The sequence below is a fragment of the Luedemannella flava genome, assembly GCF_039528515.1.
Taxonomy (GTDB): domain Bacteria; phylum Actinomycetota; class Actinomycetes; order Mycobacteriales; family Micromonosporaceae; genus Luedemannella; species Luedemannella flava.
This window is the reverse complement of record NZ_BAAALT010000053.1, coordinates 70,220-86,267: the sequence shown is the minus strand read 5'-3', so window position 1 is coordinate 86,267 and position 16,048 is coordinate 70,220. Positions and strand designations below refer to the sequence as shown.

The following is a 16,048-nucleotide window of genomic DNA, read 5'->3' as shown; positions in this document are numbered from 1 at the left end:
CATGGTGGACCGCGACTGGGACCGGCTGTTCGGCCACGGCGAGCCCGAGCACGAACGGGTCGTGGAGCTCGGCGGCGCGCACCCGGCATACCTGCTGGACGGACCCGCCGACCTGTTCGCCGTGCGGGTCCGCCCCGACGGCGCCCGGTCGCGGCGGCACTTCGTCGCCCGGTTGCCCGCCCACGGCCTGGTGCCCAGCACCCCGCTCGCCGGGCCGTGGCGGCTCATCCTCGTCCCGTTGGTCGGCACCGGCGTGCGGCACCTCACCGCCGAACGGCTGGCCCTCGCGGAACGCTCGGCCGGCGACCAGGCGACGGTCCGGGCCGCCCGCGGGCCGGCCGCCGCCGTCGACCGCACCCTGCTCGTCCTCGCCGACGCCGTACGGGAGGGGCAGAGCCCGCGCGGCGCCCGCACCCTGCAGCCCGGCAAGCCGGCCACGCTCACCGAGGGGGACGCGCTCACCAGCAACACCGACGTCCGCTGGGTCCGGCCCAGCGGCGGCGACCTGGTCCACAACGGCGGCACCGCCGGCACGATCGGCGACGGCGAACTCGCCCCGCTCGCCGGCCGCGACTGGGTGGTAGCGGCCGGCCCGTGCCGGGTGACGAGCGTGTCGACGTGGCAGCTGCTCGCCGCGGGCGAGCTGCGGCCCGTTCTCGACGCCCACGTGCACCGCCTGCTGGGCGTCATCGACGTACGCGTCGACCGCCTCGCCGAGCGGTTCGTCGGCGGCATCGGCGAACGCAAACGGGTCAACACGGCCGCGCTGCGCGGCGCGGCCCGGTCGGCGCTGCGGGTCGTCGGCGGCGGGGCACGCGTGCCCGACGACGAGCACGAGTACCACTTCGCGCGGTACCGCCGGGCGGCCGACGTCCTGGAGATCGTGACGGCGGACGGGGTCGCGGTCGTGGAACCGGCCGACCACCGCCACCCGCCGGCGGACGACCAGGAGGCCCTGCAGGCGGTCGCGCGCAGCTCCGCGCTGCACCTGCGGCCGGTGAAGCTGCCGGCGGGCTGGTGGCGCCACGATCTCGGCCCGCTCATCGGCTGGCGCGGCGGCGCGGCGGTCGCGCTGCGCTTCCAGGGCGGCCGCTACCACGAGATCGAGCCGCAGGCCCGGACCGCGACCCCGCTCACCAGCGCGGGCGCTACAGCATTCGAGACGACTGCCGCCCAGGTGCAGGCGCCGCTGCCCCGCCGGGCCGGGATGCGCGACGCGCTGCGCCTCGGTTTGTCCGGTGGCCGCCGGGACCTGCTGGCCCTGCTCATCGTGGGCCTCGTCGTCGCATCGCTGGGCCTCGCCACCCCGCTCGTCGTGGGCCGGGTGCTCGCCTCCATCTCCGACACTGGCAGTACGGGCGGCATGCTCGCGCTGGCCGGGCTGCTCGTGTCCGCGGCGGTCGTCGCCGGGCTGGTCGGCGTCGCCCAGGGCCTGCGGCTGCTCCGCCTGGAGGGCCGGGCCGAGATCGGCACCCAGCTCGTGCTGTGGGACCGGCTCATGCGCCTGCCGGTGCGGTTCTTCCGCTCGACGAGCAGCGGCGAGCTGGCGAACTCCGTACTCGGCATATCGTTCATCCGACAGGCGCTGTCGGGGCTGCTCGCGCAGGCGGTCAGCGCCATCCTGACCATCGTCGCGGACCTGACGCTCATCTTCTGGATCAGCGCCCCGCTCGGGTTCGCCTGCCTGGGCGTCACCGCCGTCGCGGGCCTGCTCGTGTGGGTGTTCGGCGGGCTGATCGTGCGCCGGCAGCGGGCGGCGCTGCCGGCCGAGCACCGGGCCGCGGCGCTGACCAACCAGCTCCTCGGCGGCATCACGAAGATCAAGCTGGCGCGGGCGGAGGACCGCGCATTCGCGCGGTGGGCGCAGGTGCACGCGGGGGCGCGGGCCGACCTCAACCGGGTCCGCGAGGTGCAGAGCGTGCTCGTCGCGGTCGCCACCGTGCTGCCGATCGCGGGGCAGCTCGCCCTGTTCGGGATGCTCGCCGGCCCCCTGTCCGGACAGATCCGGCCCGAGCAGTTCTACTCCGTCAACGTCGCCTACACACTCCTCCTGGGGGCCGTGCTCGTGGTGGTGGCCGGCAGCGTCGAGTTCCTCGCCGCACTGCCCCGGCTGGAGGTCCTGGCGCCCGTGCTGGAGGCCGACCCGGAGCGGCTGCCGGACCGGGTCGACCCCGGCGACCTGCGTGGGGAGATCCACATCAACGACGTCACGTTCGCGTACTCCCCCGACGAGGCGCCCGTACTCAACGGGGTGTCGTTGCTGGTGCGGCCGGGTGAATTCGTGGCGATCGTGGGGCCGAGCGGCTGCGGCAAGTCCACGTTGCTGCGGCTGCTGCTGGGGTTCGAGCGGCCGACCACCGGCGCGGTGCTCTACGACGGGCAGGACCTCGCCGAACTCGACGTGCAGGCGGTCCGCCGGCAGTGCGGGGTGGTGCTGCAGGACGGCATGCTCTTCGCCGGCAGCGTGCGGGAGAACATCGCGGGCGCCGGCACGTACCCGCTGGAAAGGTTGTGGGAGGCGGCCCGGATGGCCGGCCTGGACGGCGACATCGCGAGCTTCCCGATGGGCATGGGCACCAACGTGCCGTTCGGCGGCGGCACCCTGTCGGTGGGGCAGCGCCAGCGGGTGCTCATCGCGCGCGCCCTGGTGGACCGGCCCCGGATGCTGTTCTTCGACGAGGCGACGAGCGCGCTGGACAACCGGACGCAGGAGATCGTCACGCAGAGCACCCGGGCCCTGGCCGCGTCGCGGATCATCATCGCGCACCGGCTGTCGACGGTGATGAGCGCCGACCGCATCGTCGTCATGGACAAGGGCGCCATCGTGCAGGACGGCGCGTACGCCCAGCTGATGGCCGACAAGAACGGTCTGTTCCACCGGCTGGCCCGCCGGCAGCTGCTCGTCGCGCCGGAACGCACCCCGGACGGCGACGAGCTAGCCGTTGTCGATCGTCGGGCTGCCGGTCAGGTGTAGCTGGGCGCCGCCGGCGCTCTCGGCGATGAGGTCCGGCATGGCGGTGGTGCCGAAGTTCTCCAGCGCCACCCGGAACGCCTCCGTGAGCAGGGCGATCATGCTGGCTGCCAGGGCGTCGGACCGCGTGTCGACCTCGTCCCACGTCGCGGCCGCGCCCGCGCGCAGGGCGGGCGTGGCGCTGACGATGCGCTGGCTGGTCGAGCGGACCAGATCCTCGGCGATGAGCCGCAGCCGGTCCAGGACCTCGGAGAGCACCTGCAGCGACGGCACCGCGTGCACGCCGGCCCGGTTGAGGCCGAGGACGGAGCGCATGAGGCGGGCCCGGACCATGTGCACGCTGCCGTCCTCGCCGCGGATCAGCACGCCGTGGCGGGCCAGGGCGTGCACGAGGCCGGGCTGCTCGCGGCCGAGGCGCTGCAGGAGCGTCTGGAGTGCCTCGGTGACCGGCTCGGGACTGCGCACGCCGAGGATCGCCTCGATCGCCACGAGGTTGTAGCCCTGACGCTGCAGGGACTTGATGGCCTCGAGGCGGCGCACGTGGCTGTCGTCGTAGTAGGCGGTGCGGCCGCGCCGCACGGGCGGGCCGAGCAGCGACCGGGTCTGATGGGCGCGGATGTTCCGCGGCGACATGCCGACCTTCGCGGCAAGCTCGTCCACGGTGTACCGCGCACCCTCAGCCGTCATCGTCGCCTCCCGAATGTGTTCGGATGCATGCGTAGCGTAGTTGGCCGGGCCGTGCGCGGGCAGACGTCGGATCATCCAGGAAAAGTGTGACAACATGCTCTATGGCAAATGCGAAATGACCTCGCTAAAGTGAAAAGCTTCAATTATTAGATCGATTGCACCGATCCGTTCCCGCCGATCTTCGCGGGCTGCCCGGCTCGGTGGAACCCGGCTCGGTGACCCCTTCTCCGGCGCACGATGTGGCTTTCTGGCACCACATCGAGGAGGAGCCGTGAGCCCCGGAGACCGGGCGATATTCATCGCCGCGTACGGGCGCCTCGTGGTCGAGGTCTGGTCCGACCCGGCACGCGAGGCGCTCCTTGAGCGCGACCCCAGACAACTGCTCAGCGAGTACGGCGTCACGGTGCCCGACGACGTGACGGTCACCGTGCGCCGCGACACCGGCGACGCCGAGCCCGACCTGGAGGCCCAGGTGGCGGCCTGGCGCGACGCGCCCGCCCTGGGCGAGCTGGTCCTGTTCGTGCCGGCCATCGAGGTCGAGGGCGAGGTCGAGATCAACGAGCAGGAGCTGGAGAACGTCGTCGCCGGCCTCGAACCCGGCACCGCCTGCTGCTGCCCGTGCTGTTGCACCTGACCGTGTCATCGGCCGGGCCTCGCCGGCCGACAACGGCCAGGACTGCTGCCATTTTCGTTCGACGTCCGTCAATGCTCGTAGCGTCTTCCAGCACAGCCACCCAGCATCCGAAATGAGGGTCCGATGACCGGAGAAGTCGAGCACACCGAGTTCACCCGCAAGTACGTCGACCTGCTCGTGAAGGTCTGGCGCGACGAGGACGAGCACAACCGGATCGTGGCCGACCCGACCGCGTACGCCATCGAGGCGGGCCTGCCCGTCGGCCCCGGCGAGGTCGTCGTCCTCGACCGCAGCGACCTCGAGCACCTGCCCACCAAGGACGACGTCATGGCCAAGTGGGACGAGAGCGCCACGACGCACGTCCTCATCGTGCCGCAGACACCGCTCATCGACACGGCCGAGCTGACCGACGCCGAGCTGGACATGGCCGCCGCGTTGGCCGACAACAACACCAACGTCAACGTCTCGCTCTGTTTGTGGTCCGAGTCCCGCTGAACGCGCCCCGGCGGGCCGCCCGAACCCGGGCGGCCCGCCACAAGGTCACCGAGGAGCGACGATGACTCTCGTCCGGGGCATCAACACCTACCGCAGTACGACGGCCGAGGCGACCTGGGACCGGATCCGGCCGCTCCTGCCCGCGATCGGCGTGACCCGGGTGGCCGACCTCACCGGCCTCGACGACATCGGCCTGCCGTCGCACGCCGCGTACCGTCCGGTCAGCCGGACGCTGACGGTGAGCCTCGGGATCGGGCTCACCGCGACGCCGTCGAAGGTCAGCGCCGTGATGGAGGGCGCCGAAGCGTGGCACGCGGAGAACCCGGTCCTGCCGATCGTGGCCCGCTGCGGCGCCGCCGACCTCGACCTGCCGTACGACGTGCGCGACCTGCAGCTCGCCCCGAACTCGCCGCTCACCGACCGGACCGTCCTGGACTGGGTGGCCGGCCGGGGCCTGATCACCGGGCGCGCGGTGCCGGTGCCGCTGGACACCGCGAGACTCGACTTCACCGCCCGCCGCGACTGGGCCCGGGTGCTGTTCCGCCCGACCAGCAACGGCCTCGCCGCCGGGAACACGCTCGCCGAGGCCACCCTGCACGGGTTGCAGGAGCTCATCGAGCGCGAGTGCGTCACCGAGCACACCGACACCCCGCCCGAACAGCGCGCGTACGTCGACCCCACAGCCGCCACCGTGGACAGCACGGTCGCCATCGTCGCCGCGCTGCGCGCCGCCGGCTGCTGGATGGAGGTCTGCGACGTCACCAACGACCTCGGGGTCGCCTGCTACGGCGCCATCATCTGGTCGCCGAGCCTGCCGGTGTTCTTCGGCGGCTTCGGCTGCCACGTGGAGCCGGAGATCGCCGTGGGCCGGGCCATCGCCGAGGCCGTGCAGTCCCGGATGGCCGGCGTCTCCGGCGCCCGCGACGACATCAACCCCAAGGTGTACGAGCAGGCCGACCCGCTGTCCCGACCGCCCGTCCCGGTCGAGCGCCCGCTGCGGCCGCTGCGCCCGTCACCCGCCCTGCCGGAGAGCATCGAGGGGGTCATCGCCGACTACGCGGCCCGGGTCATGGCCCGCACCGGCGTCGAACCGTTCGTCATCGACCTCACGCACGCCGACCTGGGCCTGCCCGTCTGCAAGGTGTACGCCCCCCGCCTGCGCATGTTCCAGGAGTCCAAGGTGACAAGGCCGACGTCATGACCGGTCCGGAGCGAAGCGGAGGGGCCGGTCACATCGGCTCAGTCTCAAGGTCAGGCGGCCGGAACGAAGTGGAGGACGCATGACCGACTTCGTATTCGTGGGACCGTCGCTTTCCGCGAACGCCGTCGAAGACCTGCTGCCCGGGGCCGTGGTGAGACCGCCCGTCGCGCACGGGGACCTGCTCGGCCTGCCGGCCGCCGGCGGGGACCGGGTGTTCCTCATCGACGGCCTGTTCATGCAGGCCGCGCCCGTACGCCACCGGGAGATCCTGGCCCTGCTCGAACGTGGCGTCGCCGTGGCCGGCGCGAGCAGCATGGGCGCCCTGCGCGCCGCCGAGCTGTGGCGCTTCGGCATGCGCGGCGTCGGCGAGATCTTCCGCCTGTACGCCGAGGGCGTCATCGACGGCGACGACGAGGTAGCCATGGCGTACGCCCCCGCCGAGGAGGGGTACCGGGCGCTGAGCGAGCCGCTGGTGAACATCCGGCTCGCGCTGCGGGAGGCAGGCGCGGCGGGCGTCATCACCGTCGACGAGGAGACGGGCCTGGTGGAGACCGCCCGGCGGCTGCCCTTCCGGGACCGCAGCTACCGCGCCCTGCGCGACCTCCCGATCGCCGCGCCGTTCCTCGACTGGCTGGCCGCGAACCCCCGCGACGCCAAGACCGCCGACGCCCGGCTGCTGCTGCGCAGCGCCGCGACGATCACCCCGGCCGGCCCGGCCGACGACGCGGTCGCGCACGTGGCCACCAGTTTCCTCGTCTCCTGGCAGGCGCGCAGCACCGGCCGCCGGGCCGGCGACGTCTGGGTCCGGGGTCACGAGCTGATCGCCGCGATCATGCTCCTGCACCCGGACTATCCCGCGCTGCACCGGCGGGAGACGCTCGCCGCGCTCGTCGGGGTGTCCCCCTCGGACCCGGCGGTCGAGCGGCTGGCGCTGGCAGCCGCCCGCCAACGGGGCGAGCTCGACCACGCCTGGGCGCCCGAGCCGGGACTCGACGACGACGAGCGGCTCCTGCGCGTACTCGCCAGGGGTTTCGGCACGGTCGGCGACCAGACCATCGCGGCGCATCTGCTGCCGGACGAGCTGACCGACGAGGCCACCCTCCGGGCCGCGGCCGGGTTCGTGGCCGACGCCGAACTCGTCAACGCGCGCCTGCCGCGCCCCGACCCGCACGTGCCGCAGACCCGGCGGCGCTTCTCCGACGAGCGCATCGACGCCACCTACGCGCGGGTGTGGGGCGTGGCGGTCGAGGACCTGGAGCCGGCGGTGTGGGACCGCGGCCTCGGCAGCCTCGAGGAGTTCCGGGTCGTGGCCGAGCAGTTCGTGGCCGGCCTGCGGATGTTCGGCGCACCCAGTTTTCCGAGGACGGAGCACTCATGACCAAGGTTGCCCTGCTCTACCCGCCGATCACCGACCCGACCTCGGGCTACCACTCGCTGAGCTACATCGACTCGTACGCGCGGGCGCAGGGCCACCCGGCCGCCGACCTCATCGACGTCAACATCGAGGCGTTCCACCACTCGTACTCCCCCGCCGGCCTCGCCTGGCTCGACCAGGAGCTCGCCGCGCCGCGCGACTACGTCGACTACGGCAGCTACCGGCTCAACAAGGACCTGGTCGACGCGCACCTGCTGCGGGTCGGCGACCCGGACCCGGAGCGGGTCCGCAACGCGGTCGCGACCCTGCGGGATCCGGAGCGCTTCTACGACTACGGCCACTACCAGGAGGCCGTCGACGGGATCATCGCCTGGATGAACGTGCTGGCCACGACCGGTTTTCCCGGCCAGTTCCGGGAGGGCTTCCACCTGGAGCCGCCGCCGCCGATCGCCGTCGGCTCCGTGCGGGCGCTGACCGACCACGCGCTGCTCGACCGGCTCAACCGGCCCTACCAGTCGTACTACGACACGATCCTGCGCTCGCGCCTGGTCCGGGGCGGCTACGACGTGGTCGGCATCAACATCACGTACCAGTGGCAGCTGCCGTTCGCCCTGTGGCTCGCGCGCCTCGTGCGGTCGTGGCTGCCCGACGCGTTCCTCGTCGCCGGCGGCACCGAGGTCTCCGACGTGTGGAAGGCGGCCGCCGAGCGGCAGATGGTGTTCGAGGTCTTCCACGACCTCGACGCGATCGTCATCGGCGAGGGCGAGACGGCCTACGTCGAGCTGCTCAACGCGCTCGGCGCCGGGTCGCTGCCGGTCACCCACCCCAACATCAGACTGCATCCCAAGTACGGGGCGGTGCGCGCCCTGCCGATGCTGCACTACGAGAAGCTGGCGACCGTCCCGACGCCCGACTTCAGCCGGCTCCCGTGGGATGCGTACCTGAGCCCCGAGCGGTTCGTCTACTACTCCCCCAGCCGGGGCTGCTACTGGAACAAGTGCACGTTCTGCGACTACGGCCTCAACACCGACGGGCCGACCAGTCCGTGGCGGCAGGACACCGTCGACACGATGATCCGGGACGTGACGGAGCTGTCCACGTTCGCCAAGTTCATCTACTTCTCGGTGGACGTACTCGCGCCTGCCACGATCCTGCGTTTCGCGGAGCAGGTGGTCGACCGCGGCCTCGACTTCCGCTGGGGCGCGGAGATCCGCCTGGAGAAGTACTGGTCCGACGAGCGGTGCGAGCTGCTCAGACGCAGCGGCTGCACGGCCATCTCGGTCGGCTTCGAGTCGGCCAACCAGCGCGTGCTCGACCTCATCGACAAGGGCACCCGGCCCGCCCAGGTCAAGCAGACCATCACCGCGATGACGAAGGCCGGCATCGGGGTGCAGATGATGGGCTTCACCGGCTTCCCGACCGAGACCCGCGACGAGGCGCTGGACAGCATCAACTTCCTGCTCGACAACCGGGACCTGTGGACGTTCGGCGGGCTCGGCGACTTCGTCCTCACGCCGGGCGCGATCGTCGCCAAGCAGCCCGACCGGTTCGGCATCAGCAACCTGCGCCGGCCGCCGCAGGGCGACGTGTCGCCCGTCCTGTTCTACGACGAGCCGGTCACGGAGGCGGCGCGGGAGGAGATCGGCGAGGCGAAGAAGCGCCTCAACCGGGCCCACTACGACCGGCCCTGGCTCGGCGCGGTCGACACGCCGCACACGTTCTTCTACCACGACCGGTACGGCACGGCGGTCCGCGAGCTGCTCGAACAGGACCGCGACCTGCGCGAGGACGACGACGACACCCCGTTCGTCGTCAACGGTTCCTTCGTCTCGACGCCGGACCCGGCCGTGCTCGACCGCTACTGCGAGCTGTACGGCTCGTCGGGTCAGGACCTGCCCGCCGGCCGGGTCGCGTTCCGGCGCGACGACGGCCGGGTGTTCCTGCTGCCGCCCAACGCGAAGCTGTACCTGAAGCTGTTCGCCGAGCCCACGACGCTCGCCGAGGCCCGCAGCCGGGCGTGGATCCTGGCCGCGTTCAACACCGACCAGACGTGGCGGTCCCTGGTACGCCTACGCCTGATCCGCCGCCACTCCCCGACGCCTGTGGGCACTGCCGTCCCGACCCGCTGATCGAACATCCTCACGTCTGTTTGTACGTCGACCTCGCCCGAACCGCGTCGAGGAGCTCGACGTCGCATAGCCTCGGGTCAGCCTTCGCCAGCACCCTGTCGAAACTCTGCCCGGCCGTCCGCGCGTCACAGACCAGCATGTTGCCACGCTCGAAGTACCTGGTACGGACCTCGACCGAGTCGGGACGCGCCGTGTTGGTCACCACGATCGCCTTCGTGAAGTCCACTTCATCGGGAAACGGCGGCGCCGTGACATGAGGCCGCGGGTCGGGAATGACCGCGGCCGCTCTCGAGACTTCGCTCAGCAGCGTCGTGTAGCCGCGAAAGTGTCGACGCCCGGCGCTGACCTCGAAGTTCTCCGCGATGGTGTAGCTGCCGGGTTCCCAGTCGACGACGGTGACCAGGATGACGTGCCCATCGGCAACGACGGCGTAGGGGAAATCCTTGTCGGGCAGTTCGAAGATCCAGACGCAACGCTCGTTGTTGAGGACGTTCCGCAGCCACTCCGGCAATCGGCCGGCACCGAACCAGCCTTTGTCGCCGCCGGCATAGCGGGCGAAGGACCTCTTCCGACGCTCGTTCGCCGACTCCGCGTCGGTTCTTCGTGTCTCGTGTTTGTTGGCGCGCGCGGCGAGGCGAACCGCCACGAGACAGGCTATTGCGACCACAGCGGTCGCCGCGGCACGTGCCCCGTCCCTGCTGCCGAGATGGCCGAGGGCCGGGATGCCGTGCGCGATGCCGGCGGCCCAGAAGGCGCCCGCCCGGAGCTCGTCGCCGATGTACAACGCGGTCAGGAACGCGACGCACGCCGCGAGGATCGCGGCCGGCCACAGCCACGGCCACAGCTGGCCGCCGAAGGCGAGCAACAGGACCGCGGCGAAAAGCCAGACACCGGCTGCCCGCCACGCGTTGCGGCGGAGCTCGGGTCGGGCCTCCGGGACTTTCAGCAGTCGCGGTGCGAGATCGACGCGCGGTGCGCCCGCAGGCGACGACCCTTCTTCCTTCACCCGGGTCCTGACCTGAGGCTCGGTTGTCCCGACGCCGATGTCGTCCGCCCCCGGTCGGTGGGCGCTGCTCCTGCGCGCCGCGGCGATCGCCCGCTTGAACGCCGTCGCCGATTCGTAGCGTTCGTCGGGCTCGGCCGCCGTCGCCCGGGCCAGCATCCGGGCCACCGCAGCGGGCACGTCGAGCTCCTCGGCGGTCGGCAGGCCGCCGCCCGGGGTAGGTCCGTGGATCAGCACGCAGATCGTCCGGCCCAGCGAGTAGATGTCCGACCGGACCGTAGCCCGGTGGTGCTTGAAGATCTCCGGCGCCGTGTACCCACCCGAATGCATGGCCACCGTCGTCGGGTACGTGCCGTTGGCGCCGAGGAACACGGCACTGCCGAAGTCACCGAGCGCCACCTGATCCGGCTTGCGGCCATCGATGATGAAGACGTTGCCGGGCTTGATATCGCGGTGCAGGATCGGGCGGTCCCCGCCGTGCAGGGCGATCAGACCATCGGCCAACTGCTCACCGACCTGGAGCGCCTCATCCAGCGACATCGGCCCGAACGTCCTGAGGTGCTGGGCGAGCGAGCGCTCGCACAACTCGGTCACGATGTACGGTCGCTGGTCGGCTGTGTAGTCGGCGGTGAACACCCGCACGATGTTCTGGTGACGCAGACTCCTGAGCGCCTCGACCTCACGGTCGAACCGACGCCCCTGGGCGTCCGCCACAGCATCGCGATCAGTCCGGTAGACCTTGACGGCAACCCGGAACGCGGCCGCACTCTCCTGTCGCCCTGAGTACACGTCGGCCTGACCACCACTGCCGAGCCGTCCGTCGATCTTGTACCCCGGAATGATCGGAAAGTCCGCCATCGGCACTCCTGCGCCCGCGAGTCTGGGAGATTGAACTGTAGCGACTCGCTTCAGCCCGCTCGTTGCTGACGAGTACGTGACGAACTCGATTGCCGCCCGGTCCCCGGCGACCTACCGTGTCCAGTCGTGCAGAGGTCTGATCTCCGAGCCGACCTCGGTCTCGTGCTGCGGCCGCTCAGCGCTGCCGACGCCGGCAGGTATCACCGGGTCGTCCAGGCCAACCGGGCGCACCTCACGCAGTTCGGCAACTACGAGGAGGAAGTCGCCGGCACGGAGCGGGACTTCGCCGAAGGGTTCGCCACGCCCGGCCACCGGTACGGCATCTGGCGCGGCGGGGAGCTGATCGGCCGCATCGACCTGGTCGCCGTCGACCCGCCGCGGTACGGGTTCGGGTTCTGGCTCGCCGCGCACGCGACCGGGTGCGGCTACGCGACCGCCGCGGGCGCCGCGCTCCTGGCCCACGCCCGTGATGAGCTGGGAGCCTCGGACGTCTACGCCGGGGTGACCCACGGTAATGACCGGAGCGTCGCCGTGCTTCGTCGCCTCGGCTTCCAGCCGATCGTCGACTTCGACGACTACACCCGCTTCCACCGCCCGTTGGCAGGAGTGTGATGGCGAAGGTCCGGCAGGTCCGCTTCATCCAGGGCGACGGCGCGGGCACGCACGACGAGTGGGACGACAGGCTGTGTGACAGCCTGAGGAGCACACTCGGCGACGGGTTACCCGCATGCCAGACGAGGACGACCCGAGCTACGCCCGCTGGAGCGCGGCCATCCGTCGGGAGCTGGCGCCCCTGGACGACGGCGCGGTCGTCGTGGGCCACTCGGTGGGCGCGACGATCCTCGTCAACGCGCTCGGCGAACAGCCACCGGAGCAGCGGCGGGCCTTCGGACGAGTTCGCGTCGCCGTCAGACCTCGGCGCGAGACTGCCACGAAGCGTCGCGGTGCATGTGTTCCACGAGCTCTGGCGGTCCCTGGTCCGCCTGCGGCTGATCCGCCGCCAGGTCCCTGCGCCCGTAGGAATGGTCGCACCGACCGGATGAACCCCGCTTCCACCACGACCAGGCGGTGCGAGGCCGCCGCGGGTTAGCGGCGGCCTCGCACCGGTCGGTCGTCGGGTCAGGCGACGCGGTTGAGCGTCCACCTGTGGCTGGGCTGCTGTGACGAGCAGGTCGCGAGCACGAGCGGTGCCGCGTTGTCCAAGCTGTTGTTCTCCGCGCCGATGCAGAGCCCGTTGGACGTCTTGACGTTGTAGACGAGGGCGGGGTCGCTGGCCGCAGTGAGCTTGGTCAACGTCCACTTCTGCGCCGCCGCGCCATCACAGGTGTGCTGCACGATGCGGGTCCCCACCGTGGTCGAGTTACCCAGCGGGGCCAGACACTTGCCGCTGTGGTGGTTGGTCAGCGTATACGTTTGACCCCCCGTCGAGGTCATGGCCCAGATCTGGTTGTTGAGGTTCTTCCGGTAGTGCTGCACGACGCCGGCGTCCTCGTCCCGGCTCTCGAAGTACACGTCGATGACGAAGTCGGTGCCGAAGCCGTCCTTCAGGCCGTTGTTGAGGATGAAGGAGGCGTTGGTCTCCGCGGCGCCGGCCCACGCGGTGCTGTTGTTGGTCGCCTGAATCAACGGCATCGACTCCGCCGAGATCTGGGTGGTTCCGTTGTAGACGAGCTTGGCCCGCACCGTGTACCTCGAAGAGGAACCAGTCGGCAAGCCGGTGACCCGGGCGTCGTTCTTGAGCCCGTCCACCGTGGCGATGATGTACTTCGCGCCGTCCTTCTCGCGCAGAATTTCATAGGTCAGTGTGTAGTTGTGGTCGCCGACCGGCGTGGATGACGGCTTCCACGTGAAGGCGATCGACGAGCCTTCGACATCAACAGCCTTCAGCAGTTGCGGGGCGAACAGCTTCGGGATCGGCTGCGCCGTGACGCTCTGACCGGCCTCGAAGTAGAGGCTGTCCTTGGCGGCGTTCCAGTGGGTCGGCAGCCAGGTTCCGTTCGGCGTCGTTTTGGTGCTGAAGTAGTCATCGCCGTTGCAGTCCCACCGCTGCCCGTCCAGCGGGTGGCCGCACACGAGGTTGGGTGGGTTGACGGCACATAGCGACTCCATGCCCTGGGCGCAGTGTCCCCAGGCATCCCCGCTGGTGCCCGGCATCGACGACGTCGTGGCGAACATGGCGTGGGCGAGCTCGTGGCTCAGGTTGTGCGGGGTGAAACAGCCGGGAACGATGGTCGAATAGAACGGATGGTAGTTCTGGAAGTTGCCGGTGCCCGGCGACGGATCGAAGACCGGTTGATCGGTCCAGGTGATGCCGCAGTCGGTGGTGTCGTTCTCAGCGAAGATCGCGTAGATGCGGTCGTTCCGGTTGAGGCCCGCGTTCCTCAGCGTGGTCATCCAGGAGTCGGAGCTGCCGTACTCCTGCCCCTTCGGCACCTGGATCTTCAGAACGCTGATCGTACAGTTGCTGCCGGTCCCGGACCCGGTGGTGACCCAACGGATCCAGCGTTCCTTCCCGTCGCGCCTGCCACTGTCGTTGACGTGCTGCTCGGCTCCCCAGGCGGAGAACTTGATCTGCGCGTCCCGCTCGGCGGAGCGGTCTGCCTGTTCCGCCTCGTACGCGTACACCAGCTGCACCCGGTTGCCGGCGGTGGCGGAGTTGTCGCTGGTGCAGTGGACCTTCGGCACGGCCGCGGACCCGCCCGCCGCCGCAGTCGCCGGCGACGCCGGCAGCGCTGCCAGCAGCCCGACCGCGAGTGGCAGTGCCGCGACCGCGGCCAGCCACCGCCTGCCCCTGAGATTGACAGTTGCCATTGCAATTCCTCCCCGTGCGACCCCGTGTACGCCCACGCGACATCGCCCGGACACTCGAACAGCGCCGAGTGCACGGTTAGACATCGCTGAAGACGCCGTGGCGGTCGCTCATAGAACCGCCAACGGCCGCAAGCCCCGTTGGTTGGACCAGGCCACCGTAGCCCACTTCGATTCCACTATGGAAGCCCGATGTGGATGGTCATCTACCCTCGGCGCGCCGATGGACACGCATAGCCAGCCGACGATGTCAATTCAGCGCAGGAAACGAGCTGAGTTCTTCGCGATTCCACGAGGCGCTGGTCGACCTGCTGGGCAAGCCGGTCGCGGAGGCCAACGCCCTCTTCATCCCCACGGCCATCTACCCGTTCCCCGGTGGGCCCGGCATGGCGTGGCGGGCGATCTCCGGTCAGGCGTCATCGCCGTGTGCGGCCTGGGCTGGAAGTCGCCGTCAGCGTGGTCGACGGCGTCGCCCAGGTCGTCTCCGAGGGGCGCTGGAAACTGTTCCAGCAGCGCTAACGTCGAAAAACGAGCAGGTCGCTGGTCTCGTACTGCGGCTCGTCGCCGAGTGCGGGCAGCGCCGCATCGATCCGGGCGAAGGCCGCTGCGATGGTCTCCTCGCTCATACGCTCGAAGGACGAGACGGCCCGCAGCTTCAGCCGCTCGTAGTCCTCGGTCAGGCTCGCTGAGCGACACCACCTGACCTCGTCGCGGGCGGCGAACGTCCAGCCGGCACCCGTGAAGTCGCTCGTCACCTCTGCCTCGGTCCGGAACTGCGCCCGGTCGGCGTCCGCCCACTCCGGCACGACGCGGAACCACCACGTGTCGGGCATCCGGTCGGCGAGGTTCACCTGCACGAAGAGTATGCCGCCCGGCTTGAGAACCCGGCGCAGCTCGGCCGCGGCCGCCTCGCGGTCAACGACGTGGTGCCAGACGAAGAACATCAGGGCCGCGTCGCACGAGGCGTCCGGCAACGGGATTCGCTCGGCGGACCCGGCCGCGTACGCGACGGCCGGATGGCCGGCATGGGCAATGGCCTGAGCCCGCATCCGGTCCGACGGCTCGACTCCGTGGACCGGCCCGCCGAAGGCTTCCGCCAGAGCGGGGGTCATGCGGCCGGTCCCCGATCCCAGATCGAGCCAGGTCAACGGCCGCGTCCCCGGCAGGTGCCGGGCGAACGCCGCCATCCACGTCTCGTGCGCGCCCGGCGACATCCGTCGACCGGCGACATATCCGACGTGCAGCCGCTCGTCGTAGTCGACCTTCTCCACGACGCCTCCCCGGTGTCTCGACCGACCCAGCGTAGGACGCACGCGCCTGCCGGGCCCGCAGAAAGTTCAGGTCACGTCACGTTCCGCACTGCACAAAACGTGCAGCACGGGTTCCACAACGTTTCAGCATTCGTACAGTGACCCGTCGCCGCGACAAGCCCTCCACGAACGAACGCCGCCACGTAGCGTCGCGCGGCCCCGGTCGGGGCCGCGCGACGTTCGCGGGTCAGAACTGGTCGCCGCCGGTGAGCTCCCGCTCGAGGCGGTCCGCCGTGGTAGTGACCAGGGCGAGCGGGCGCTCCAGCTCGTTGATGTTCAGGTTGTCCAGCGGCACGGCGTGCCGGTAGGTGACCATGTTGCCGAACAGGCCGATGCCGCCGCACACCTTGTCAGCGACCTGCTGCAGGGCGTGCGCCAGGTTGAGGTTGCCGAGCTCGCCGAACGGCGACTCGATCTGCACCCACTCCTCGGTGTTGTTCAGGGTCAGGTGCCAGAGCACGACCACCTGGGTGCGCAGGTCCTCGGTCTCGAAGACGAGCTTCAGCTTGTTGGGTCCTTCGTCGGAGACCTTGTAGTTGGCCCGGACGTACGAGACCACGTCGTTCCATGTCGCCAT

Annotated in this window: 13 protein-coding genes; 8 read left to right on the top strand and 5 right to left on the bottom strand. The window is 70.6% G+C overall.

The window, feature by feature from the left end; genetic code table 11:
* The first annotated feature begins 1 nt into the window (after window position 1).
* A complete protein-coding gene (locus ABD211_RS10415) occupies window positions 2-2,974 on the top strand; it encodes an ATP-binding cassette domain-containing protein (RefSeq protein WP_344128779.1) in 2,973 nt (990 codons plus the stop codon).
* Here the strand turns inward: ABD211_RS10415 and ABD211_RS10410 are convergent.
* Window positions 2,936-3,658 (bottom strand): MerR family transcriptional regulator, encoded by a 723-nt coding sequence (locus ABD211_RS10410; protein WP_344128777.1) that lies wholly within the window; start codon window positions 3,656-3,658, stop codon window positions 2,936-2,938. The two genes, ABD211_RS10415 and ABD211_RS10410, sit on opposite strands and share 39 nt — an antisense overlap.
* Window positions 3,659-3,929: 271 nt before the next feature.
* Between ABD211_RS10410 and ABD211_RS10405 the strand changes: the two genes are divergently transcribed.
* From ABD211_RS10405 to ABD211_RS10385, 5 genes are all read left to right on the top strand, one after another.
* Entirely contained in the window at window positions 3,930-4,292 is a 363-nt protein-coding gene (locus ABD211_RS10405) for a hypothetical protein (protein WP_344128775.1), read from the top strand.
* 123 nt (window positions 4,293-4,415) lie between these two features.
* Window positions 4,416-4,787, top strand: coding sequence for a hypothetical protein (locus tag ABD211_RS10400; protein ID WP_344128773.1), 372 nt, complete (start codon window positions 4,416-4,418; stop codon window positions 4,785-4,787).
* A gap of 61 nt (window positions 4,788-4,848) precedes the next feature.
* Window positions 4,849-5,988, top strand: a complete 1,140-nt coding sequence (locus ABD211_RS10395) for a YcaO-like family protein (protein WP_344128771.1) — start codon at window positions 4,849-4,851, stop codon at window positions 5,986-5,988.
* A 79-nt stretch (window positions 5,989-6,067) separates the two neighbouring features.
* Window positions 6,068-7,366 (top strand): TfuA-like protein, encoded by a 1,299-nt coding sequence (locus ABD211_RS10390; protein WP_344128769.1) that lies wholly within the window; start codon window positions 6,068-6,070, stop codon window positions 7,364-7,366.
* Window positions 7,363-9,492 carry a B12-binding domain-containing radical SAM protein gene (locus tag ABD211_RS10385; protein WP_344128767.1) on the top strand — a complete coding sequence of 710 codons (2,130 nt, stop codon included), beginning with the start codon at window positions 7,363-7,365 and terminating at the stop codon, window positions 9,490-9,492. Before ABD211_RS10390 ends, ABD211_RS10385 begins: the two co-directional genes overlap by 4 nt.
* A 10-nt stretch (window positions 9,493-9,502) precedes the next feature.
* On the opposite strand, the gene ABD211_RS10380 is transcribed toward ABD211_RS10385, so the two are convergent.
* A complete protein-coding gene (locus ABD211_RS10380; protein ID WP_344128765.1) occupies window positions 9,503-11,353 on the bottom strand; it encodes a serine/threonine-protein kinase in 1,851 nt (616 codons plus the stop codon).
* Window positions 11,354-11,479: 126 nt separating this feature from the next.
* On the opposite strand from ABD211_RS10380, the gene ABD211_RS10375 reads away from it, so the two are divergent.
* Both ABD211_RS10375 and ABD211_RS34025 read left to right on the top strand, forming a co-directional pair.
* On the top strand, window positions 11,480-11,965 hold the full coding sequence (locus ABD211_RS10375) for a GNAT family N-acetyltransferase (RefSeq protein ID WP_344128763.1): 486 nt from the start codon (window positions 11,480-11,482) through the stop codon (window positions 11,963-11,965).
* 115 nt (window positions 11,966-12,080) lie between these two features.
* Window positions 12,081-12,443 carry a hypothetical protein gene (locus tag ABD211_RS34025; protein ID WP_486336256.1) on the top strand — a complete coding sequence of 121 codons (363 nt, stop codon included), beginning with the start codon at window positions 12,081-12,083 and terminating at the stop codon, window positions 12,441-12,443.
* Between the two features lie 29 nt (window positions 12,444-12,472).
* Here ABD211_RS34025 and ABD211_RS10370 read toward each other — a convergent pair whose 3' ends face one another.
* From ABD211_RS10370 to ABD211_RS10360, 3 genes are all read right to left on the bottom strand, one after another.
* Window positions 12,473-14,164 carry an RICIN domain-containing protein gene (locus ABD211_RS10370; protein WP_344128761.1) on the bottom strand — a complete coding sequence of 564 codons (1,692 nt, stop codon included), beginning with the start codon at window positions 14,162-14,164 and terminating at the stop codon, window positions 12,473-12,475.
* 512 nt (window positions 14,165-14,676) lie between these two features.
* The gene (locus tag ABD211_RS10365; RefSeq protein WP_344128759.1) at window positions 14,677-15,432 is read right to left on the bottom strand and encodes a class I SAM-dependent methyltransferase; all 756 of its coding nucleotides are present in this window, start codon (window positions 15,430-15,432) and stop codon (window positions 14,677-14,679) included.
* Window positions 15,433-15,658: 226 nt separating this feature from the next.
* On the bottom strand, window positions 15,659-16,048 hold the full coding sequence (locus ABD211_RS10360) for a hypothetical protein (protein WP_344128757.1): 390 nt from the start codon (window positions 16,046-16,048) through the stop codon (window positions 15,659-15,661).